This is a genomic window from Bartonella japonica (assembly GCF_040545385.1).
Taxonomy (GTDB): Bacteria; Pseudomonadota; Alphaproteobacteria; order Rhizobiales; family Rhizobiaceae; genus Bartonella; species Bartonella japonica.
This window is the reverse complement of sequence record NZ_JBEPLT010000011.1, coordinates 14,605-36,958: the sequence shown is the minus strand read 5'-3', so window position 1 is coordinate 36,958 and position 22,354 is coordinate 14,605. Positions and strand designations below refer to the sequence as shown.

The 22,354-nt window shown below is 37.3% G+C and carries 18 protein-coding genes and 2 pseudogenes; 4 read left to right on the top strand and 16 right to left on the bottom strand.

Features of this window, described 5'->3' with window-relative positions:
• Nucleotides 1-17: 17 nt before the first annotated feature.
• Both ABID39_RS05650 and ABID39_RS05645 read left to right on the top strand, forming a co-directional pair.
• A complete protein-coding gene (locus ABID39_RS05650) occupies nucleotides 18-1,211 on the top strand; it encodes a bifunctional 2-C-methyl-D-erythritol 4-phosphate cytidylyltransferase/2-C-methyl-D-erythritol 2,4-cyclodiphosphate synthase (protein WP_354186916.1) in 1,194 nt (397 codons plus the stop codon).
• Nucleotides 1,208-1,696 carry a CinA family protein gene (locus tag ABID39_RS05645; RefSeq protein ID WP_354186882.1) on the top strand — a complete coding sequence of 163 codons (489 nt, stop codon included), beginning with the start codon at nucleotides 1,208-1,210 and terminating at the stop codon, nucleotides 1,694-1,696. The genes ABID39_RS05650 and ABID39_RS05645 overlap by 4 nt, the downstream gene beginning before the upstream one ends.
• A gap of 88 nt (nucleotides 1,697-1,784) precedes the next feature.
• Here ABID39_RS05645 and ABID39_RS05640 read toward each other — a convergent pair whose 3' ends face one another.
• The 14 genes and pseudogenes from ABID39_RS05640 to tpiA all read right to left on the bottom strand — a co-directional run bounded on the left by ABID39_RS05640 (nucleotide 1,785) and on the right by tpiA (nucleotide 15,926).
• The gene (locus ABID39_RS05640; protein WP_354186880.1) at nucleotides 1,785-2,246 is read right to left on the bottom strand and encodes a type II toxin-antitoxin system RatA family toxin; all 462 of its coding nucleotides are present in this window, start codon (nucleotides 2,244-2,246) and stop codon (nucleotides 1,785-1,787) included.
• 2 nt (nucleotides 2,247-2,248) lie between these two features.
• On the bottom strand, nucleotides 2,249-3,211 hold the full coding sequence (gene lipA / locus ABID39_RS05635) for a lipoyl synthase (protein ID WP_354186878.1): 963 nt from the start codon (nucleotides 3,209-3,211) through the stop codon (nucleotides 2,249-2,251).
• A gap of 71 nt (nucleotides 3,212-3,282) precedes the next feature.
• Nucleotides 3,283-4,743: a dihydrolipoyl dehydrogenase gene (gene lpdA / locus ABID39_RS05630; protein WP_354186876.1), complete on the bottom strand. Its 1,461-nt coding sequence runs from the start codon at nucleotides 4,741-4,743 to the stop codon at nucleotides 3,283-3,285.
• A 214-nt stretch (nucleotides 4,744-4,957) separates the two neighbouring features.
• Complete coding sequence (locus ABID39_RS05625; protein ID WP_354186874.1) at nucleotides 4,958-6,313, bottom strand: pyruvate dehydrogenase complex dihydrolipoamide acetyltransferase; 1,356 nt, start codon at nucleotides 6,311-6,313, stop codon at nucleotides 4,958-4,960.
• A gap of 13 nt (nucleotides 6,314-6,326) precedes the next feature.
• On the bottom strand, nucleotides 6,327-7,700 hold the full coding sequence (locus ABID39_RS05620; RefSeq protein WP_354186872.1) for a pyruvate dehydrogenase complex E1 component subunit beta: 1,374 nt from the start codon (nucleotides 7,698-7,700) through the stop codon (nucleotides 6,327-6,329).
• A gap of 16 nt (nucleotides 7,701-7,716) precedes the next feature.
• A complete protein-coding gene (pdhA, locus tag ABID39_RS05615) occupies nucleotides 7,717-8,760 on the bottom strand; it encodes a pyruvate dehydrogenase (acetyl-transferring) E1 component subunit alpha (RefSeq protein ID WP_354186870.1) in 1,044 nt (347 codons plus the stop codon).
• 129 nt (nucleotides 8,761-8,889) lie between these two features.
• Entirely contained in the window at nucleotides 8,890-9,219 is a 330-nt protein-coding gene (locus ABID39_RS05610; RefSeq protein WP_354186868.1) for an FtsB family cell division protein, read from the bottom strand.
• Between the two features lie 175 nt (nucleotides 9,220-9,394).
• A pseudogene (locus ABID39_RS05605) lies at nucleotides 9,395-9,804 on the bottom strand (TM2 domain-containing protein).
• 349 nt (nucleotides 9,805-10,153) lie between these two features.
• Nucleotides 10,154-10,558 (bottom strand): TM2 domain-containing protein, encoded by a 405-nt coding sequence (locus ABID39_RS05600; protein ID WP_354186866.1) that lies wholly within the window; start codon nucleotides 10,556-10,558, stop codon nucleotides 10,154-10,156.
• Between the two features lie 103 nt (nucleotides 10,559-10,661).
• A complete protein-coding gene (gene eno / locus ABID39_RS05595; RefSeq protein ID WP_354186864.1) occupies nucleotides 10,662-11,930 on the bottom strand; it encodes a phosphopyruvate hydratase in 1,269 nt (422 codons plus the stop codon).
• A 64-nt stretch (nucleotides 11,931-11,994) separates the two neighbouring features.
• Nucleotides 11,995-12,834 (bottom strand): 3-deoxy-8-phosphooctulonate synthase, encoded by an 840-nt coding sequence (gene kdsA / locus ABID39_RS05590; RefSeq protein ID WP_354186862.1) that lies wholly within the window; start codon nucleotides 12,832-12,834, stop codon nucleotides 11,995-11,997.
• A 36-nt stretch (nucleotides 12,835-12,870) separates the two neighbouring features.
• Nucleotides 12,871-14,499, bottom strand: coding sequence for a CTP synthase (gene pyrG / locus ABID39_RS05585; protein WP_354186860.1), 1,629 nt, complete (start codon nucleotides 14,497-14,499; stop codon nucleotides 12,871-12,873).
• 131 nt (nucleotides 14,500-14,630) lie between these two features.
• On the bottom strand, nucleotides 14,631-15,080 hold the full coding sequence (gene secG, locus ABID39_RS05580; protein WP_354186858.1) for a preprotein translocase subunit SecG: 450 nt from the start codon (nucleotides 15,078-15,080) through the stop codon (nucleotides 14,631-14,633).
• A gap of 81 nt (nucleotides 15,081-15,161) precedes the next feature.
• The gene (tpiA, locus tag ABID39_RS05575; RefSeq protein WP_354186856.1) at nucleotides 15,162-15,926 is read right to left on the bottom strand and encodes a triose-phosphate isomerase; all 765 of its coding nucleotides are present in this window, start codon (nucleotides 15,924-15,926) and stop codon (nucleotides 15,162-15,164) included.
• 153 nt (nucleotides 15,927-16,079) lie between these two features.
• Between tpiA and ABID39_RS05570 the strand changes: the two genes are divergently transcribed.
• On the top strand, nucleotides 16,080-17,969 hold the full coding sequence (locus ABID39_RS05570) for a peptidyl-prolyl cis-trans isomerase (RefSeq protein ID WP_354186854.1): 1,890 nt from the start codon (nucleotides 16,080-16,082) through the stop codon (nucleotides 17,967-17,969).
• Between the two features lie 1,472 nt (nucleotides 17,970-19,441).
• Here the strand turns inward: ABID39_RS05570 and ABID39_RS05565 are convergent.
• Nucleotides 19,442-20,044 (bottom strand): MFS transporter, encoded by a 603-nt coding sequence (locus ABID39_RS05565; RefSeq protein ID WP_354186852.1) that lies wholly within the window; start codon nucleotides 20,042-20,044, stop codon nucleotides 19,442-19,444.
• 497 nt (nucleotides 20,045-20,541) lie between these two features.
• On the opposite strand from ABID39_RS05565, the pseudogene ABID39_RS05560 reads away from it, so the two are divergent.
• A pseudogene (locus ABID39_RS05560) lies at nucleotides 20,542-20,739 on the top strand (Arm DNA-binding domain-containing protein); the annotation flags it as partial.
• 198 nt (nucleotides 20,740-20,937) lie between these two features.
• Here the strand turns inward: ABID39_RS05560 and ABID39_RS05555 are convergent.
• On the bottom strand, nucleotides 20,938-21,798 hold the full coding sequence (locus tag ABID39_RS05555) for a phytoene/squalene synthase family protein (protein WP_354186850.1): 861 nt from the start codon (nucleotides 21,796-21,798) through the stop codon (nucleotides 20,938-20,940).
• Between the last annotated feature and the right edge of the window lie 556 nt (nucleotides 21,799-22,354).

Genomic DNA, 22,354 nt, shown 5'->3' with positions numbered 1-22,354 from the left:
ATAAAAGGAGACGAAATATTTCTATTGCAGCAATAATATTAGCCGCTGGACGCGGTGAAAGAGCAGAATCTCCACAAAAAATTCCAAAACAGTACCGACTTCTAGGAAGTAAGCCAGTTATTTTTCATACTGTGCAGTGCTTTTTGCAAAATCCTGCCATCACAACTATTGCTCTTGTTATTCACCCAGAAGACCATAAAATCTGTGAACAAGCTATTACCGATTTTAAAGAGCATCTTATTGTGGTTGAAGGAGGTCATACACGTCAAGATTCCACCTTACATGGGCTTCATGCACTCAAAAAATTCAATCCCCAATATGTGCATATTCATGATGGCGCACGCCCCTTTATTGAAAACCAACTCCTCGAGAAAATCCATACCACCATAAACCATCAAGAAGGCATTATCCCCGTTCTTGCTATCTCTGATACCATCAAACGCGTAAATAACGAATACCATGTTTTAGAAACAATCCCACGTACTCATCTTTATAGTGCACAAACTCCACAGTGTTTTCCTTTTGAATATATTTTGGCTGCCCATGAAAAAGCAAAAAAAGCTTGCAAAAAAGAATTCACTGATGATTCTTCCATTGCTGAATGGTTTGGGATTCCTATGCGTACCATCCCTGGAGATCCCAAGAATATAAAAATTACATGGCACGAAGATTTTGATACTGCACATTTATATCTCCAAAAAAAAATGCACATGTTTCCCGATATCCGCACCGGCAATGGTTATGATGTTCATTCTTTTGAAGAAGGAACTTCTCTTATATTATGTGGCATAAAAATTCCTTTTCATAAAAAGTTAAAGGGACACTCTGATGCTGACGTTGCTCTTCATGCATTAACAGATGCCATTCTCGCTACTCAGGGCGCAGGAGATATAGGCACACATTTTCCTCCTTCTGATCCTCAATGGAAAAATGAATCTTCGGAAATTTTCCTCCGTCATGCTCTTGATATTGTTAAACAAGCAGGGGGTCGTATCGCCAATGTTGATATCACACTTATCGCCGAGGAGCCTAAAATTGGTCCCTATCGTCATATAATGGTAGAAAATCTTATGAATATGCTCAAAATTTCACCTGATCGAATATCTATAAAAGCAACAACAAATGAAAAACTTGGATTTATTGGTCGTGGTGAAGGCATTGCAGCTTTTGCAACAGCAAGCGTCCTTTATCCAGGAGAAACTCCTCAATGACATATTTTTATGAAAAGAAAGCACGTGAAGTTCTTGCAGCTTGTCGACAAAAAAGGGTTCTTTTAACAACTGTTGAATCTTGTACAGGAGGGCTCATTGCTGCAAATATCACCAATATTGCAGGGTCATCAGATGTATTTGATTGTGGATTCGTTGTTTATTCAAATGAATCTAAAACGCGTCTTGTTGGTGTATGCGCTGAACTTATAAAAAATTATGGTGCCGTTTCAAAAGAAGTTGCCATAGCAATGGCTGAGGGTGGTTTAAAATATTCACAAGCTGGAATTGCAGTTTCCGTAACAGGAATTGCTGGACCAGGGGGAGCATGTCTTAATAAACCCGTAGGGCTTGTGCATTGTGCAGTTGCTTACAAAGATCATAAAACCTCACACACAGAAATGCACTTTGGCAATCTTGATCGCAAGGACATTCGTTACGCAACCGTTGAAAATGCTTTAAAAATGATCTTGAAATCTCTCCAATGAGCTTCCCCACTCCGATTTCCGAATTTCGCATCACCACAATTACAGATAATATATGATACGAATCATATGATAAAGTCAGCAGAGTTAATTAGGTTACCGACGAACCATAAATCTGATGCGCACGCATTTCAAAAGCATCTGTAAATTTACGAAAAGCAATATCGAACATTGATCCCATTATTAACCCAAGCATTTTGTTTTTAAATTCATAATCAATAAAAAACTCTACATAACATGAATGAATATTCTCAATATCACGAAATACCCAGCGATTTTCAAGATATCTAAATGGACCATCAATATATTTAACCTCTATCAGATTTTTCTTCGGCTGGAGAAAAACTTGGGTCGTAAAAGTTTCTCGAATGACCTTATAGCCAACTGTCATATCAGCAAGAAGCAACACCTTTTCTTCATATTCTCTGCGAGAACGTACTTTTAAAGCTTCACACATCGGTAAAAATTCAGGATAACGCTCAATATCTGAAACAAGATCGAACATTTCACAGGCACTGTGGGCAACCTGCCGATGTGTTGTAAAAGTCGGCATAACTATCTCTGTAAAGCAAATTTTTCATCACGTGCTTTTTGCAAGATTGCAAAATCGTCCCCAGCATGATGAGAGGAACGCGTTAAAGGATTGGAAGCCATATGCAAAAAACCCTTCACTTTACCAATCTTAGCAAAAGACTCAAACTCTTCAGGAGGTACAAAACGAATAACAGGATGATGCTTTCGCGTAGGCTGCAAATACTGCCCAATTGTCATAAAGTCAACATCAGCAGAGCGCAAATCATCCATCAATTGAAGAATTTCATTTCGTTCTTCCCCAAGACCAACCATAATTCCTGATTTTGTAAAAATCGTCGGATCAAGTTCTTTAACACGTTGTAATAAACGAATCGAATGAAAGTAACGTGCCCCAGGACGAACTTTTAAATATTTAGAAGGAACTGTTTCTAAATTATGATTAAAAACATCAGGCTTAGCATCAACAACAATCTCTAAAGCACCATCCTTATGATGAAAATCAGGTGTTAGCACTTCGATGGTTGTCTTGGAAGCCTTTCGACGAATAGCATGAATAACTTTTGCAAAATGCTCCGCACCACCATCAGCTAGATCATCGCGATCAACAGACGTAATTACAACATGTTTTAATTCCATTTGTGCAACAGCATCTGCTATACGTTCCGGCTCATTCTCATCAACCGGCAGTGGAATACCCGTTGCAACATTGCAAAAAGCACAAGCTCTCGTACAAATTTCACCTAAAATCATAAAGCTGGCATGCCGTTGACTCCAACATTCACCAACATTTGGACACCCTGCTTCTTCACATACGGTTACTAATTTATGAGCACGTACAATACCATATGTTTCCTTATATGCCTGTGATGTTGGTGCTTTTACACGAATCCAATCCGGCTTTTTTTGAACGCTTGTATCCGGACGATGTGCCTTTTCAGGATGGCGTAAACGTCTATTCGCAACTCTATCAACAACCGTAACCATTTAAGCCTCTGCCTCGTAGGTATAGAACACCGATGAAAACCAAATATAAGATCTTTCATACAGCTCATTCATCAAGCGTTTAAAACCTGTCCATAAGCATCCAATACACTTTCCTTCATCATTTCCGATAATGTTGGATGTGGAAAGACGGTATGCATTAATTCTTCTTCGGTTGTTTCAAGATTCATAGCGATAACAAAACCTTGTATCAATTCTGTTACCTCTGCCCCTACCATGTGCGCTCCAAGAAGCTGACCTGTTTTTTTATCAAAAATAGTTTTCACTAATCCTTGATCTTCACCCAAAGCAATAGCTTTGCCATTTGCTGAAAAAGAATAACGACCAACACGTATATCATAGCCCGCTTCTTTTGCTGCCGCTTCTGAAAGACCTACAGAGGCAACTTGCGGTGTGCAATATGTACAACCTGGAATTTTTCTCTTATCAAGTGGATGCGTATTCTCTAAACCCGCAAGATGCTCAATGCATATCACGCCTTCTTCTTCTGCCTTATGAGCCAACATAGGGGGACCAGCGACATCACCAATAGCATAGATACCCTCTACACCTGTCCAGCTCCATTCATCCGTTACAATGCACCCACGATCAGTTTTTATACCCAACGCTTCCAATCCCAGATTCTCAATATTCCCTTGAACTCCAACAGCTGAAATCAATCGATCCACCGTGATTGTTTCTGTTTTACCTTTAACATCAATATATGCAGTAACAGAATCGGAAGCCTTTTCAACCTTCGTTACTTTTGCTTGGCTAAGAATACGAATACCTTTTTTCTCTAATTGTTTACGAGCAAATGTTGAAATTTCAATATCTTCAGCTGGCATGATGTGAGGCATCATTTCAACAACAGTGACTTTTACCCCCATGTCATGATAAAAAGAAGCAAATTCAATACCAATTGCCCCAGACCCCATTACCAAAAGCGATTTTGGTAATGTCTGTGGAATCATTGCTTCAAAATAAGTCCAAATGAGCTTTCCATCCGGCTCGATACCAGGAAGAGAACGAGGGCGTGCACCCGTTGCAATAATAATATACTTTGCTTGATAAATTCCTTCTCCTAAAGTTCCTTTAGGTACTGGATTTTGCGGTTGCATAATTGGTTTTGACGATGAAGAAACCATAATTTCCGTAAAATTACCTTCTTTTGCTTTTTTAGCAAGCTTCGCTTCACCCCAAATGATATCGATTTTATTTTTTTTCATCAAAAAACCAACACCAGAATTTAAACGCGCCGAAACTCCACGAGAACGCGTCACAATATCTTTGATATTTGCTTCAATTGAACCGTTAATCTTTAAACCATAATCTTTTGCATGTTCAGCAAAATGCTTCATTTCTGCGGAACGTAAGAGTGCCTTTGTTGGAATACACCCCCAATTTAAGCAAATCCCACCGAGATGTTCACGTTCAACAATTGCAGTCTTGAAACCACATTGTGCCGCACGAATTGCGGTTACATATCCGCCAGGACCTGATCCAATCACAATTACATCATAAAGATTCGCCACAGTAATCCCTCCATGGATATACAAAAACGGATATATACTCTTTAAGCTTAAGATAAACAAACAATATGATAGAACTTTCTTGTGTCTCTCATTTTAAGCTTCTCACGAATGGCTTTAACCACATTAAAAGCGGCAATACTACTGGGCCTTTCAATCTTTTTACCATATTAACACATCACACACAGACAATTTATGTAAAGCATTTTAAAATAATTCACATTAACATTGTTAATGGATTCTCAATTATCTTCTTAAAAGCCCGTGCAAGCTCTGCTGCTAACGCACCATCAACAGCACGATGATCAGCAGAAATTGTAACAGACATAACAGTCGCGATTGCTAATGCACCATCCTTAACAACAGCACGTTGTTCACCGGCACCAATGGCAAAAATCGTCGCATGGGGCGGATTAAGAATAGCAGAAAAACTTTTCACGCCATACATTCCCATATTTGATATAGCTGTTGTTCCTCCTTGATATTCTTCCATTTTTAATTTGCGCTCCCGTGCACGTTTTGCAAAATCCTTCATCTCGTTAGAAATCACTGATAAAGATTTTTCTTCTGCATGACGAACAACAGGTGTAATTAAACCATCCGGAACAGAAACTGCTACACCAACATCACAGTGTTTGTGATGAATCATCCCACCTTCCAGCCAAGAAACATGAGCTTCCGGAACAGCCTTCAAAGAAAGTGCTACAGCTTTAATAACCATATCATTAACAGAAAGCTTATAAGCAAGCTTACCTCCTTCTTGCGTCTTAACCATTGGTGCTGCAGCATTCAATTGGGAACGAAGCTCTAATAACGCATTGAGCTCACAATCTACCGTTACATAAAAATGTGGTACCGTCTGCTTTGATTCAACCAAACGTCTAGCGATTGTTTTACGCATATTATTATGAGAGGTGAATGTATATTCATCCTCTTTAAAGAGTTTTAGTATCTGTTCGTCAGACACGCCTACTCTTATCGGCTTTCCAATTTGTGATGAACAGGAACTTTCAAGAATACCACCATTCAATGCTTTTTCTATATCGCGCCTAATAATACGTCCATGTGGACCACTCCCAGAAACAAGTGATAAATCGAGTTTTGCCTGAGCTGCTAATCGCCGCGCTAAAGGAGAAGAAAAAAGACGTGTGTTTTTTTTATCTTGTTGTACGAAAGTCTGAGCTGTTGATACATAAGACATCTCTGTAGCCTTTGAATCTATCTGCTTTACGTCTGTTGATTTTTTGAGAATATTTGCATCTCCTTTTTCTTTGAGTGCAAAAGGAAAAGGCATTTCATCCGCAACTTTTGCAGCTTCGGCTAAATCTTCACCTTCTTCTGCCAAAACAACAATTAAACTGTTCACTTTAACACCTTGCGTTCCAGCAGGGACTAAGATCTTAGCAACTGTTCCCTCATCAACAGCCTCTACTTCCATTGTTGCCTTATCTGTTTCAATTTCAGCAATAACATCACCAGAAGAAACCTTATCCCCTACCTTAATATTCCATTTTGATAAGTTTCCTTCTTCCATAGTCGGAGAAAGCGCAGGCATTGTAATTTTAATGGGCATAATGCTTTTCTCCTCATGATCTATAAGTTACAGCCTTAACGGCTTCAACAATTTCAGCAGTGCTGGGTAAAGCCAACTTTTCAAGATTGGCAGCATAAGGCATTGGAACATCTTTACCAGAAATTGTAGCAACTGGAGCATCAAGATAGTCAAAAGCCTGTTGCATAACACGCGTTGCTATTTCAGTTCCAACGGATGATTGAGGATATCCTTCTTCAATAGTTACCAAACGTCCTGTTTTTTTCACTGAAGAAACAATCGTCGGAAGATCCATTGGACGAATAGTCCGTAAATCTATCAGTTCAACATCAATACCAAGTTTTTCAATTTCTGGTAATGATTGAACCGCATAATGCATTCCAATTCCACACGCAACAATCGTGACATCTTGTCCAGTTTTATGAATACGCGCTTTACCAATAGGCAAAACAAAGTCATCAATTTGAGGAACCTCAAATTGATGACCATATAAAATCTCATTTTCAAGAAAAATAACAGGATTGTCATCACGAATAGCAGCTTTTAACAAACCTTTTGCATCTGCAGCACTATAAGGCATAATAACTTTAAGACCTGGCACATGACCATACCATGCAGCATAACACTGAGAATGCTGCGCACCAACACGCGCAGCAGCACCATTGGGACCACGAAAAACCATAGGGGCAGTCATTTGCCCACCAGACATATAACCAGTTTTCGCTGCAGAGTTGATAATTTGATCAATTGCCTGCATAGCAAAATTAAATGTCATAAATTCAACAATGGGACGCAAACCTCCAAATGCAGCACCAACAGCCAATCCTGCAAAACCATGTTCCGTGATTGGTGTATCAATAACTCGGCGCGCACTAAATTCTTCTAATAAACCTTGGCTAACCTTATAAGCACCTTGATATTGCGCTACTTCCTCTCCCAAAAGAAAAACCATTTCATCACGCCGCATTTCTTCAGCCATCGCCTGATTAAGTGCTTCACGCACCGTCATCGTCACCATTGCTGTTCCCACTGGGATATCAGAATCGGGAAGAATATTCACAGTAGAAGATTCCAGCACAGATGAAGAAAAAGAAGAGGAATCGCCTCTATTTTTGGGATGCGTGTTTAAAGAATCGGCAGTTTGTGAAATATCCTCAACAGCTTCACCTTCCTCCAACAATACTGCAATAGTCGTGTTAACCCTCACAGCTTCAGATCCCTCAGGAACAAGAATTTTACCAAGTGTCCCTTCATCAACAGCCTCTATTTCCATCACCGCTTTATCAGTTTCAATTTCAGCGATCACATCACCAGAGCTCACTTTATCGCCTTCTTTCTTAAGCCATTTAGACAGTTTACCTTCTTCCATCGTCGGTGAAAGCGCAGGCATCAAAATATTAATAGACATATTTGCTTCCTTCGCATCAAACTAAAATATCAGTATAGAGCTCAGAAGCATCCGGCTCTGAATCACTTTGCGCAAAATCTGCGGCGTCTGCAACAATCGCACGCACCTCTTTATCAATAGATTTTAAATCATCCTCACTTGCCCAGCCTTGTTTAAGAATACGATCCTTTACCTGATCAATTGGATCTTGCTCTTCTTTTATTTTTTGAACCTCTTCTTTTGATCTATATCTTGCTGGATCAGACATGGAGTGACCGCGATAGCGATAAGTCTGCATATCAAGAATAATCGGTCCTTTACCCGAACGCGCCCAAGATATTGCTTCATCAGCAGCACCTTTTACTGCTCGAACATCCATACCGTTAACAACAATACCGGGAATCTCAAAAGAAAGACCACGACGGGAAAAATCAGTGTCTGCAGATGCACGTGCAACAGATGTTCCCATAGCATACTGATTATTTTCAATGATATAAATAACAGGGAGCTTCCAAAGCGAAGCCATATTAAAACTTTCGTAAACCTGTCCCTGATTTGCAGCACCATCACCAAAATATACTAATGTCACATTATCTTTACCAAGGTACTGATTTGAAAATGCCAAACCAGAACCAATTGGAACCTGCGCACCAACAATGCCATGCCCACCGTAAAAATTCTTTTCTTTAGAAAACATATGCATAGACCCTCCCTTCCCCTTAGAAAAGCCCCCTCGACGACCCGTCAATTCCGCCATAACACCACGCGGACTCATCCCAACCGCCAACATATGTCCATGATCACGATAAGAAGTGATCACTTGATCACCTTCTTTTGCTGCCTTTAATGTCCCAACAACAACAGCTTCTTGCCCGATATAGAGATGACAAAAACCACCAATAAGCCCCATACCATAAAGTTGACCTGCTTTTTCTTCAAAACGACGAATTAAAAGCATTTCACGATAGGCATCAATTTCTTCTTCTTTTGTAAAACGCGCTATTGATGCACTCTTTGTGGTGTTTGTTGATAATGCAGTATGCATCACCGACGCAGAACTTTTTTTAGATTTTTCTGCCATATGAAACTCCCTTTATATGATTATCCAAGGATAACCTCTACGAACATAAGTTACAAGCACTATCAATCAGCTCCAATGCTATCATAGATAATTGTTTCAAAATATTTTTTGAAATTAAGTAATTTCTCATTAACTTTTAATATCATTTAAAGGAGTTAAAATTGTCAATTCATTTGGCTTAGAAAGATTTAAATTATCCCGAATATACTCATCCAACATATCTTTCTCAATATGTCCGTTGCGCAAAAGAGCAATACGTTTTTCAATGAATATCCGTTCAGCCTCTACTTTATGAAGCTCCTCTTCTAATTCAACAATACGTTGATTAACCTCACTGCGTGAATACAGACCGTATTCACCATGATAAATGTGATAACTGAAATAGCTTAAAACTCCCACCGTTATAAGTGGCAGTACAAAGCGCATTTTGATCGATTTGCGTTTCTGCTTTGTCCACATAAAATAGCACAGTCTTTATAGCATAACCCTCTTAATACTTCGCTAGACTATGCATCATTTTGATTAACGCCTCATTACCAAATACACACATAAAAAATAATTTTTTGCTATATATTCACCACAAGAATTCCGATATATGTCTATTTATTGCGTTTTAATAAGGTTATACAGTGCATCAGCTTGTGATTTTACAACCGTTTTTGTCTGTAAAGTGGCCTGTTAAAATAAACATGAAATCAATAAGCGCCCAAATTCCAGATATGATCGCTCCCAAAAGAGTTATCGTTAGAATAAGCATTAAAATACCAGTTCCAATTTTACCAACCATAAAACGGTGAATACCCAACGACCCCAAAAAAAAGACAAACAAATGCTAAGAGTATTTTTGATTGTTCTGACTGCCTTTCATTCAGGAGAGGCAAAATAGATCTAATTAGTGTCACCTTCACACACAAAATCAACTGCATCACCAATTTTTGGTGGTTTTTTCCCTAACCAATCCCAAGTTGCAAACTGATAACGTTTACCATCATCACCGGAGACGAGATAAGTTCCTTGATCTTGATTAATAATCTTACCTTTCATTTTCATCACCTATAAAATTGTTATTCACATGCCATGAATAAGCATGTATCTTTACTTAACTAGTAGAACATTGATTAACTTCACGGTAGAACATAACTTTATGTTCACCATGGCAAATATGATAACTGAAATAGCTAAAAATCCCCCCAATAAATTAAAATCCCCTGCCACTTAAAAAGCGGCAACAAAAAACACCAAAAAGTTTGAAATCTATTTTAAAGATACAAAACAATATACTCTTTTACAACATTTTTATTTAAATGCACATTATTTTTATTAGCTTAACCTCATAAAATAACTATACTTAATAAGATTATCTATCTCTTTATATTATAATATACAATTTCTACTAACTTGTAATTTGATCCCCATTTTTATCGGTAAACTTACCAGCTATAATGACTATAAAATCAACAATCGACCAAATCCCTGTAATGATTACCCCCACAAGTGTTAAAGACAAAATCAACATTAAAGAACCAGTTTTGACTTTACCAACCATAAAGCGATGAACACCAAATATACCAGCAACCCAACAAATAAGTGCTAACATCACTTTCGAATACTCTGAACCTTGTTGCAATAATGGAAAAACAGAATTAATAGAATCCCCATCACATATAAAATCAATGGAATCCCCTACTCTTGGTGGTTTTTTTCCTAACCAATCCCAAGTTGCAAATTGATAACGCTTACCATCATCACCGGAGACGAGATAAGTTCCTTGATCCTGACTAATAATTATACCTCTCATCTTTAACACCTATAAAATCTACCGTATATATATATTTATATAAAAATTAAATCATATAATCCATAAAGAATATAATGATCTAAAAATTTTATGCTTTTCACTATCAACGATGAAAATTACCAGCATAACATGCCTGTTCTCCAAGCATTTCCTCAATACGAATGAGCTGATTATATTTTGCTAACCTATCTGAACGTGCAAGCGAACCCGTTTTAATTTGCCCACAATTTGTTGCAACAGCAAGATCTGCAATAAAAGAATCTTCTGTTTCACCCGAACGATGAGAAATAATAGCACGATAACCTGCTTTATGCGCTGTTTCTACAGAATCAAGTGTCTCGCTCAATGTGCCAATTTGATTCACTTTAATAAGAATAGAATTGGCCGCTCCTATTTTAATACCATGACGCAAACGCATAGAATTTGTTACAAACAAATCATCGCCAACAAGCTGACACTTGTTACCTATCGAATCAGTAAGTAACTTCCAACCATCCCAATCGTCTTCAGCCATCCCATCCTCAATCGTAATGATAGGATAATCTTTAACCAGTTGTGCCAAATAATCCACCTGTTCCCTAACATCGCGACACTTACCCTCACCTTTATAAAAATACAAACCATCTTTATAAAATTCGGTTGAAGCGCAATCTAAACCAAGTGCAATTTGCTCACCTGGTTTATATTTACATGCTATTATAGATTCCATAATAAAATCAATTGCCTGCTCGGCACTTTTAAATTGCGGTGCAAAACCACCTTCATCACCGACATTGGTATTATAGCCGGCATCTTTTAAACGTTTTTTTAACGTATGAAAAACTTCAGCACCATAGCGAATAGCTTCCTTCACTGTAGAGGCTCCGACTGGAATAATCATAAACTCTTGAAAATCAATCGGATTATCAGCATGAACACCACCATTAATAATATTCATCATTGGTGTAGGAAGAACATGTGCTTGTGTACCACCAATATAACGATATAAAGGCAACTTCAATGAGTCTGCAGCTGCTTTTGCAACAGCCAGCGAAACACCAAGAAGTGCATTAGCACCAAGACGTGCTTTGTTTGGTGTTCCATCCAAGGCGATCATTGCTTGATCAATAGCAATTTGATTTTTTGCATCCCTCCCACCAAGTTCTTCAAGGATTTCACCATTGACTGCAGCAATTGCCTTTTCAACGCCTTTTCCTTGATAGCGCAGATCTCCATCACGAAGCTCAATGGCTTCATGTGCTCCTGTTGATGCTCCTGAAGGAACAAGAGCACGTCCAAAAGCCCCATCCTCCAAATGAACTTCAACCTCTACTGTTGGATTACCTCGACTATCAAGAACTTCACGTCCAACAATATCAACAATTATAGTCATGTATCCTTCCTATCCAACAAAAATGTTACTTCATTCTAAACGCAATAATGATGAAAGATCCTTTTTATTCAATGCATTTTTTTGACAGATAATCAAATTCCATTAAAGTCTCAAGTAATCTTTGGAGATGATCAATTTTAACCATATTAGGCCCATCAGAGGGTGCATTATCGGGGTCTTGATGTGTTTCTAAGAAAATACCTGCCACCCCAACAGAAACAGCTGCACGTGCCAAAATTTCAACAAACTGACGCTGTCCACCAGATGAAACACCTTGACCACCAGGTTCTTGAACAGAATGCGTTGCATCAAAAATAACAGGAGCTTGAAATGAACGCAAAATGGGCAATGAACGCATATCGGAAATAAGTCGGTTATAACCAAAAGAGGTACCTCGCTCACAAAGCATAACATTAGGATTACCGCTTTGTGTGACCTTTTCTAAAACATTCTTCATATCCCATGGCGCCAAAAACTGACCTTTTTTAATATTAATAACACATCCTGTTTTTGCTGCTGCCACCAAAAGATTTGTTTGACGACATAAAAAAGCCGGTATTTGCAAAACATCCACCGTGGAAGAAACGGTCGCGCATTGCTCTTCTGTATGTACATCAGTTAATATCGGACAATTAAATTCCTTCTTCAGATCAGAAAAAATAGCCATTGCTTTTTCAAGACCAATACCACGTGCTGCACTCAAGGACGTTCTGTTAGCTTTATCGTAACTCGATTTATAAACAAATCCGATACCAACTTGATCCGCAATTGTTTTGATCCGGCCAGCCATTTCAAAAGCATGGTCCCGACTTTCCATCTGACACGGACCTGCAATCAATGAAAGGGGAGATTCATTTGAAAAGATAACATTCTTTACTTTCACAACAGCATTTGGTTTAAACATTTTATCCCTCAAAAAGCAAATAATCAAAATTTATAATTAAACCAATCTACTCTGTTCAACAGCGGCTTCAATGAAAGAAGAAAAAAGTGGATGCGGATCAAATGGACGTGACTTTAACTCCGGATGATACTGAACACCAATGAACCAAGGATGATCTGCATATTCTATCGTTTCTGGTAAAACACCATCAGGCGACATGCCTGAAAAAACTAAGCCACATTTTTCCAATGTATCTTTATAATCAATATTTACCTCATAACGATGACGATGCCGCTCGCAAACCCTTGTCATTCCATAAATTTTTGCTATATGGCTACCTTCCTTTAATTCAGCTGTAAAAGCACCAAGCCGCATTGATCCGCCGAGATTTCCACATTTTGTACGTTTCTCAAGAATATCCCCTTTCAGCCATTCTGTCATTAAACCTACAATCGGATTTTGCGTCTCACAAAACTCACTTGATGAAGCATTCTCAATATGTGCAATATTGCGTGCAGCCTCTATACAGGCCAATTGCATGCCAAAACAAATACCTAAAAATGGAATTTTACGCTCACGTGCAAATTGAATCGCTTGAATTTTACCTTCTGCACCACGTGCTCCAAAAGCACCAGGAACCAAAATTCCATGAACTTTTTGTAAATAAGATGCAGGATCTTCTCTTTCAAAAAGCTCTGCTTCAATCCACTCAATATTAACCTTTACCTTATTAGCTAACCCCCCATGCGCAATTGCTTCAATAAGAGACTTATAAGCATCCTTAAGTCCTGTATATTTTCCAACAACAGCAATTGTAACTTCTCCTTCTGGATGATGAATTCGATGGGTAATATCTTTCCAACGATCCATTTTAGGCTCAAGCACAGAATTCATTCCAAAAGCAGAAAGAACTTCTGAATCTAGTCCCTCTTTATGATATGCTATGGGAACATCATAAATTGTTGGCATATCTAATGCCTGAATTACTGCACTTGAACGAACATTACAAAAAAGTGATAATTTGCCCCGCTCTGTTTCTGGAATAGGTCGATCTGCACGCACCAACAAAATATCGGGAGCAATACCGACTGACTGTAATTCTTTGACGGAATGTTGTGTTGGTTTAGTCTTTAATTCACCAGCCGAAGGGATATAAGGCATTAAGGTAAGATGCACATAAACTGCACTTTGCTTTGGTAATTCATTGTGAAGCTGACGAATCGCTTCAAGAAAAGGCATTGCCTCAATATCACCTACTGTACCACCTATTTCACACAAAACAAAGTCAAACTCTTCATTTCCCTTCGTAATGAATCTCTTAATTTCATCGGTAACATGAGGAATAACTTGAACTGTAGCCCCTAAATAATCACCACGTCGTTCTCGTTCAATAATATTTTGATAAATACGCCCTGTCGTAATGTTGTCTTGGCTATTCGCAGAACACCCTGTAAAACGCTCATAATGACCAAGGTCAAGATCAGTTTCTGCACCATCATCAGTGACAAACACCTCACCATGTTGATAAGGTGACATCGTACCTGGATCAACATTCAAATAAGGATCAAGTTTGCGAATCCGTACGCAATACCCACGAGCTTGCAGTAATGCAGCTAATGCTGCTGCTGCGATGCCTTTTCCAAGCGAAGAAACCACACCACCAGTAATAAAAACATAACGTGCCATGGGGTTACTGTGATAAGCCGTTTGTAATGATTTTTCCAGTAAAAAATGCAAAAAGAAACAATTTTTCTTTTCTAAAATAAAATAAAAAGGTGAAAAAATCACCTTTTTAAAATCTATACTTTCTTGAAAAACTATTTTGTAGCACTATCCGGCACTGGATCTTCAAGAGCCGGTGGAACTGGGTTTTCAGTTTCAGAATCTGTAGATTGATCTTGTTCTTGAGATGGAGGTGTAACATCTCCTAATTGTTCAAGAATAGAAGGCTGAGCTCCACCTTCTGATGATGGTATTGATTCCGAATCCCCTTTATTTGTAGAATTTTGTTTAACTGGAATACGCTTGAGAATATCAGAACTGGAATTCGATATACTCCCCACCACAGTAAGTCCAATAGATACTGCAAAAAAACAACATGCCAAGATAGCCGTAAAACGGGTTAACGGATTTTTTGACCCACGGGTTTTCATCAATCCTGAACCACTGCTAACACCAAGACCGCCACCTTCTGAAGGCTGAATTAATATAACACCGATCAAAGTAATAACAATCAAAAAATGGATAACGATAAGTACTGTTTGCATAAATCCTGCTCTTTAAATAAATATTTATAGCTATTTACACATAAATAACGCATAATCCAAGGGAAAACTAAGATTTCTCTTTTATAATTTACGATAAACATTGCAAATAGTTAAAAAATCAATCGCTTTTAAGCTCGCTCCACCTATTAGAGCACCGTTAACATGGTCAATGCTTAAAAGCTCAAATGCGTTGGATGGCTTGACTGATCCACCATAAAGCAACCGCATCTTGTTTCCTTCATCACCAAAACGAGAACGCATTTCATCACGAATAAACTCGTGTACTTTCGCAACATCTGATGAAGTCGCTGTATTTCCGGTCCCTATAGCCCATACAGGTTCATAAGCGATAATGACGTTCTGTGCTGTTGCGTCATCTGGCAAAGACCCCTCAAGCTGCCGTGTGAGCACCTCAAATACTTTATTGCTTTTACGCTCTTCCAATGTTTCACCAACACAAACAAGAGCAACAAGATCTGCCTTCCACGCCGCCTGTACTTTAGCACAAATAATCGCATCACTTTCCTGATAAACTGTGCGACGTTCTGAATGTCCAATAATCACATGACTAGCTCCTGCTTCTTTAAGCATAAAAGCTGAAATATCTCCAGTATAAGGGCCATGATCATCAAAATGACAATTTTGCCCCCCTAAAAGAAGGGATTCACCACTTAATATATCAGAAGCACGCGATAAAAGTGTTGCTGGAACACAAATAAGTGCTTCAAACAAACGGCCTAAATCAGAGCTAACGCCAACAGCAATAGCACGCAACTCTCCAAGTGATTCACCCGTTCCATTCATTTTCCAATTCCCAGCGACAAAAGGCCGAATATTTGGAGACATATCTTCACCTCAAAAGCTATTACAACACATTATTTATCCTTAGCTATCAAATTATAAAATGAAAGCAAGTCTTTAAGCTTGCATCTTTCGTATCTTTATTGCAAATTCCGTTATTGCTTTGATAATAACTCATGATAAAAATGGAATTAAACGATGCTTGACATCATAAGAAATGCTACAGCCTCCTGGATTTCCAAGGTTTTCCTTGCTATTTTACTCTTATGCTTCATACTTTTATGGGGAATCCCACAGTTACATACAAAGAGTGAAAGAGACCTTATTACTTCTGGAAAGTCGACAGTCACTATCGATCATTACCGTCTCGCACTCGCTGATCAAAGCGTACGCTTAGCGTTCGCCTCTCGTCTTGGACGAATGTTTACAGAAAATGAAATGCAACAATACAAAATTCCTGCTTTCGTTTTCAGACAATTACAACAAGATGCATTATTAGATGAACAAGCACGCAAAATGAAAATTAGCCTTTCAAAAGATGCAATAGCGCGTATTCTTGGTGATGATGATATGCTGCAAACAAATGGAACTTTTGACCAAAATGTATTTCGCAACTATCTTCAGCATTTACGTATCAACGAAAGTAATTTTCTCCATTATTACACCCAAAAGGAAAAACGTAATCAACTCATTTCAGCTTCTCTATCTGGAATGAAAGCACCAGATCTCTTTTATAAAGCACTAACCCTTTATCAAGAAGAAACACGCGTTGCTGATTATCTCGTTATTGATCTAAAGGAAAAGAAAACAATTTCTGATCCCGATCAAGAAATATTGCAAAAATGGTTTGAAACGCATCAAAATGAATTTCGTACTCCCGAATATCGTACTGTTTCCTTATTATCTATGGCATCAACAGATATTTTAAAACCCAATGATATCTCAATAGATGAAGCTAAAGCTTATTATGACCAAAATACTTCACGTTTTGAGACTCCTGAAAAACGTACAATTGAAGAGCTGCGATTCCCTACACGTGACGCTGCCGATAATGCAGCAAAAAGAATAGCCGATGGATTGAGTTTTGATGAACTCGTTAAAGCTGAAAAAAAGACTCTCAATGATATAAAAAAAGGACCTCTCACAGAAAGGGAACTTCCTCCCAAACTTGCATCCGAAATCTTTGAACTCAAACAAGGACAAATCAGTGGTGTGATCAATGATTTACAAGGTCCTGTTATCATTCGCGTAACAAATATTGAACCTTCAATCTCCGTTCCTTTTGAAAAGGTAGAGGAAGATATTCGCCAAACACTTGCCCAAAATCGTGCTATGGATGATATACGTAACAATTATACAGCAATTGAAAATGCGCGTTTTGAGGGCGCTTCTCTCAAAGAGCTCGCTGACCAATACAAATTATCTTTGCGTACAATCACCATTGATAATACAGGAAAAACAATTGAAGGAAAAATCATTGCAGATTTACCTCAAAAAGATATTTTACTCAACGCTATTTATCAATCAAATGAAGGAGTTGATCTTGATCCACTCTCTCTTCAAAAAGGTGGGTATATTTGGTATAAGGTAGATAAAATTATTCCTGCCCGTGATAAAACACTTGAAGAAGCCAAGCAGGATGTAGTTTCTCAATGGAAAAGTGAAGAAATCCAACGCCTTCTTGATGAAAAAGCTAAAAATGCTCTCAAACAACTTAATGAAGGAAAAAGTCTTGTTTCTCTCGCTCATGAACTTGGTACCATAAAACAAACAACACAGGCTTTACGGCGCCGAGATTCATCTGAAATTCTTGGAGATGAAGGTATTAAAACGTTATTTTCTAATCCCAAAAATCATTATGGCATAATAAAAGGTCCGATCGCAACAAATCGTATCGTTTATCAAATAAAAACCGTAACCATACCTGAAAACACCACCCATCATACTCTTTCATCCGATATCCGTACAAATATAGATATGATGATAAAAGAAGATGTGAAATTAGAAATGCTACAAGTGGCCAATAAAGAGCATCCTTTGAAAATTAATAGCACTCTTTATAATCAAATATTAAACAATCTTCAGTAAAAAATGTTGTAAATGATTTGTGCTCTTTAGATGATAAAATCACACTCAAAATTTCTTCTACGATTGAAAAAGTAAACAGACTTCTTTTTCATTCGTATCAGAATGAACAACATCTGTACAAATGATAAATATTTTCTGCAAACTTACCAGTTTGCAGAAAATGATTGGATGTAATTGAGAGAGAAGTTCTTTATTATAATAAAGAAAGTACTCCATACAAACGATTCTGTATCTGTTATCGTATATAAAACAACAGTCATTTATAGTTTTATAATTTATAGAAACCTCTATTCAAACATATAGATTTTTCTATAACCGTTAAACGCAGTGTTTTAATAGAAAGAAGAATTATACTTCAAAAAATGATGCAACATTGATATATTAAGGCAATGAGTATCAAAACCAATATCACCCAAAAATTAGCTGACATACTTCCTCGTAAGTCTATTTGAGGTGCTATGTTCTCTCAATCAGAAACATTTTAAACTCTCGAACAAACGTATCATCTTTCCGCAATGGCTTATTTTTCTACTTCTTATAACCATCCCCAACACTAGAAGAGTATCCTACATCATGGTCGAAGGTTTCCCCACAATAACACCTCAGAGATTAGGAACAATTTTCTAATTGGCATGTTGTTTTGAAGCGATACGTACGCCATTTCCAATAACAGCAGCCAAGGCACATAAAGCAGAACTTTTTTCTTTAGGCGATAAGAAGAGGACTAGACAAAACAGTAAAAATGCAACGATAAAGAAAGTGAGAAATATAATATATGTTTGGTTGAAGGACAGATATTCTTCTGTCAAAAAATGTAGCAAAAAGCCAGCAAATATTCCCCCTAAGACGCCACCTATTTGCTATAATATACGTGTAATAACGGCTGTATCTTTGACGTATAAACTATTGACATATTGGATGTGAGCAGACAAGCATACAATGGTGGTGATACCAAATCCTACGCCTCTTAGCAAGAATCCCAGCCCGTCCATGCTGATATTATAGCCAAAGCATAATAATCCAAATCTTGATATCACCAAACCAATGCCTATCATGAAAAAGGGAGATTTTTCTTTCCATTTTTGGCAAATAAATTTTCTTCCTATCCATGCTCCCACTCCTTACAGAGCAAGAATTGCGCCGATGATAAGAAGGTTATTTTCATGGTTCCCTCCTATGGCAACGGCTAACGGAAAATACACGAGAAAGCTATAAAAAAGAAATGAAGCAATAAGCCCCATGATCATGAGCAACGTGTAACGCGTATTTTGAAATCCACTAAAAACGATTAATTTGTTTTTTGATTTCTGATTAGAAAAAATGAATAATATAAGAGATATCATCGCTATAAATGAGATATCATCGCTATAAATGCTAGGATAGAGAGGGCGTTGTGGTTATTAATATTTCTGGATTCTGTGAGATAAAAAAACGAAATAAGGAATATGGAAAACGTTAAAAATGCAAATAAATTAAATTTTGTTTTTGCTATTTCGTTGCTCTTTAAATATTTTGCACCAAGGGCGAGTGCCAATAAAATAAGCGGAATATTGATAAAAAATAACAAACGCCAAGATACATACTGAGCAAATGAGGCTCTTACCAGCGGTCCAAAGGCAGGAGCAAAAACCGTTGGTACGGCTATGGTGCCCCATGGCTTGGCGCACTCGTTCTTGCCCAAATTGTAACGCAATAATGGTTTGGCTAAGGGGCAGTAAAAGGCCTGTTCCAATTCCTTGAACAATACGAGCAGATATAATGGTTGGAAAATTGTAGCTTAATCCTACTCCCAATGAGCCAAGCATAAAAATGAAACTTGCAAGGAGCCAAGTTCTTTTTATACCTATTCTTCCTTGCATAAAAGTGGCCATTAGCAGCCCTGGCACGGTAGCTAGAAAATAGGACGTGACAACCCATTGTATATTATTTCCTTCCACTGAAAAATAATACGCAAGATCAGGAAGGACGACATTAATAATACTCCCGTCTGTAAGAGGAAGTATACTAGAAATAATGACCGTATATACGATATATTTTTCTGATTGAGTATAGGAATCTCTCTTTTGTATGATCATGCCCTCCACAGATATTATTTTAGATATTGGTTCCGTGTCATAAATTACAGAGCCTTATTAAGAATAAACACATATTTGTGATGGCTGTGGTATTGAGATAAATGTAATTGGAAGCGCTGATAGTCCCCTTGTATATAACCCTTCTTCCTCCAAAATAAAACCATCAGTTAAACTGATGTCAATGAGTTTATCGAGGAGTCTATTCAACTCAATCTGCATAAAAGTAAAAGAAGAACCTACACAAATGTGCACGCCTGCTCGGCTGAATAGTTTGCGGTCCTTATAAGATTCAGCCCAGTTTTACTGCCCCGTTTGCGCCCTATACAAAGAATTGATTTATAATGATAATTTACTGTTTGTATATTGAATGAGAGTTCTGAATATCGTAAAATTCTCTCATTCCGAACCTGTTTATCTTAAATCAATCAAAACCATTCGCTTACACGTTACAAGCAGGATAAGCGTGTGGATAAAATTTGTACAAGAAAGGGCTAAAAATGGCTCTTATGAACCGTCTTAATACAAGATCTTTCTCAACATTGGGAGTTGGTAAATATAATGATGGTGCCGGCTTGCTTCTTCATAAGCGTAAAGATGGAGGTGCTCAATGGATTTTATGGTATACTTTTCATGGACGCCGTCGCGAAATGGGCTTGAGTACCTTGAGAGATGTTTCTTTAAAACAAAACACTGAATAATAAAATGTATACAAATAATAAAGAAAATACACGATATTTTTGTCTTATAAGAACAATTTCTTACTTCTCTAAGACCAATATAATTAACACATGAGCAGGTTTTCCAAATAACAAAAAATGATTTGATTCATAATATCTTTATTTTCTTCAACACATGTTACTAATATTTTCATTTCTCATAACAATCTTTTATCCTTATAATACCTTTGGAAAATTACCGGTTATTGCTACTCTTGTTATCAAACAATAGCGATGAAGCAATGATAAAGTTGGGCTTTCTTGAAAAACTATTGCTCCCAGCTGTACTGTTTTTTGAAGAGTTGCCGGTATAATTGCCAATGGAAGAAATGCTGGTTTAAGCGTTTTAGGTATAGTCATGTAATGCTCATAAAACTTGGTATAATAATCTTGCGATAACGCTACCATTGCTTCAATAATGTGGAGTTTTTGTTTTTCACTTACACGATTGGATTCTAACTCTTCCCTATTTACTCCTACGGTCTGAAGCATATCAGCGGGTAAATAATATTGATATCGTGATTGCATGAATGATAAAAGACGCAATACACCGCTTAATCCTTGAGAAATTCCCCCATATTCATAGATATCTGTAAAATCTTTTGCGGTATCAGGATCTAATATCTGACAAGAAAGCTGTAAAATTATACTCGCTGTCTCGCTACAATAAACTTCGAGATCATGAAGTGTTGCTATTGGATTGCGATAAAGATCTAAAATCTGCGCATTGCAATAACGTAAAAAAGCTGCCTCAGGTAAATTAAACAGCTTCATTGCTGTAAATAGATCACTTAAAATCGGATTATTTCTGCTATCTTGCATTCTACCACTCGCAATGGAATCATACCACCAACGTAATCGTATCTCGCCAATAACTGGATCATGTACAGTTTCGCGAATACGTGCAATTTCTACATTAAAAGCGTAAAGAGCAGCCAAAGCTCTGCGCTTTTTTTTAGGAGCGAATAAAACCGATATATAGCGATCACGATCCGCAGCACGTAAAATATCAAGACAATAAGGAAGAAACCTGATCATATTTGATACCTATCAACTTCCTTTTTTAGCAATTAACATTCTTTTTTTTCATATTTAAAAATAGTAGATAAACCAAGATAACTAATGGAATAACATTTTTTAATGTGCCCTTTTACAACATATTATAAATTAATATTTCTTTTATAGGCACTTATAGGCACTTTTTTATCTACGCCCAATATACGAAAATATTCTACTTCTAAAAGTTGTTTTTAAACTATAGTATAGTATGAACACTTAATCGTAAAAATTTACAATTGAAGAAATGTCTATAAAAGCTTATCGTTCGTGCACATATTTTTATTAAAATAAAAAGATGAACAATGATCGTCCTGAAATGCATGGGTTTAATACATCAAATCTTATTTATATGATATTTTTATATATACATAAAGAAAGCTATCTATCTTTTAAGATCATAACATCTAATAGAACACGTACAAAACTACAAAGAAATGAAGATAAATATTTAAAACGCTAATGCGTTATTTCATGATTTAAGAATCCAATATACTGCTATCTGTTTGTTCAGAATAACTCGAACATAATGTGTATA

What these genes read in the sequence shown, in the direction of transcription:
- ABID39_RS05645 (WP_354186882.1), top strand. Translation starts at nt 1,208, where the DNA reads ATGACATATTTTTATGAAAAGAAAGCACGTGAAGTTCTTGCAGCTTGT.
- ABID39_RS05640 (WP_354186880.1), bottom strand. Translation starts at nt 2,246, where the DNA reads ATGCCGACTTTTACAACACATCGGCAGGTTGCCCACAGTGCCTGTGAA.
- lipA (WP_354186878.1), bottom strand. Translation starts at nt 3,211, where the DNA reads ATGGTTACGGTTGTTGATAGAGTTGCGAATAGACGTTTACGCCATCCT.
- ABID39_RS05625 (WP_354186874.1), bottom strand. Translation starts at nt 6,313, where the DNA reads ATGCCCATTAAAATTACAATGCCTGCGCTTTCTCCGACTATGGAAGAA.
- ABID39_RS05620 (WP_354186872.1), bottom strand. Translation starts at nt 7,700, where the DNA reads ATGTCTATTAATATTTTGATGCCTGCGCTTTCACCGACGATGGAAGAA.
- pdhA (WP_354186870.1), bottom strand. Translation starts at nt 8,760, where the DNA reads ATGGCAGAAAAATCTAAAAAAAGTTCTGCGTCGGTGATGCATACTGCA.
- ABID39_RS05610 (WP_354186868.1), bottom strand. Translation starts at nt 9,219, where the DNA reads ATGTGGACAAAGCAGAAACGCAAATCGATCAAAATGCGCTTTGTACTG.
- ABID39_RS05600 (WP_354186866.1), bottom strand. Translation starts at nt 10,558, where the DNA reads ATGAGAGGTATAATTATTAGTCAGGATCAAGGAACTTATCTCGTCTCC.
- eno (WP_354186864.1), bottom strand. Translation starts at nt 11,930, where the DNA reads ATGACTATAATTGTTGATATTGTTGGACGTGAAGTTCTTGATAGTCGA.
- kdsA (WP_354186862.1), bottom strand. Translation starts at nt 12,834, where the DNA reads ATGTTTAAACCAAATGCTGTTGTGAAAGTAAAGAATGTTATCTTTTCA.
- pyrG (WP_354186860.1), bottom strand. Translation starts at nt 14,499, where the DNA reads ATGGCACGTTATGTTTTTATTACTGGTGGTGTGGTTTCTTCGCTTGGA.
- secG (WP_354186858.1), bottom strand. Translation starts at nt 15,080, where the DNA reads ATGCAAACAGTACTTATCGTTATCCATTTTTTGATTGTTATTACTTTG.
- tpiA (WP_354186856.1), bottom strand. Translation starts at nt 15,926, where the DNA reads ATGTCTCCAAATATTCGGCCTTTTGTCGCTGGGAATTGGAAAATGAAT.
- ABID39_RS05570 (WP_354186854.1), top strand. Translation starts at nt 16,080, where the DNA reads ATGCTTGACATCATAAGAAATGCTACAGCCTCCTGGATTTCCAAGGTT.
- ABID39_RS05565 (WP_354186852.1), bottom strand. Translation starts at nt 20,044, where the DNA reads ATGATCATACAAAAGAGAGATTCCTATACTCAATCAGAAAAATATATC.
- ABID39_RS05555 (WP_354186850.1), bottom strand. Translation starts at nt 21,798, where the DNA reads ATGATCAGGTTTCTTCCTTATTGTCTTGATATTTTACGTGCTGCGGAT.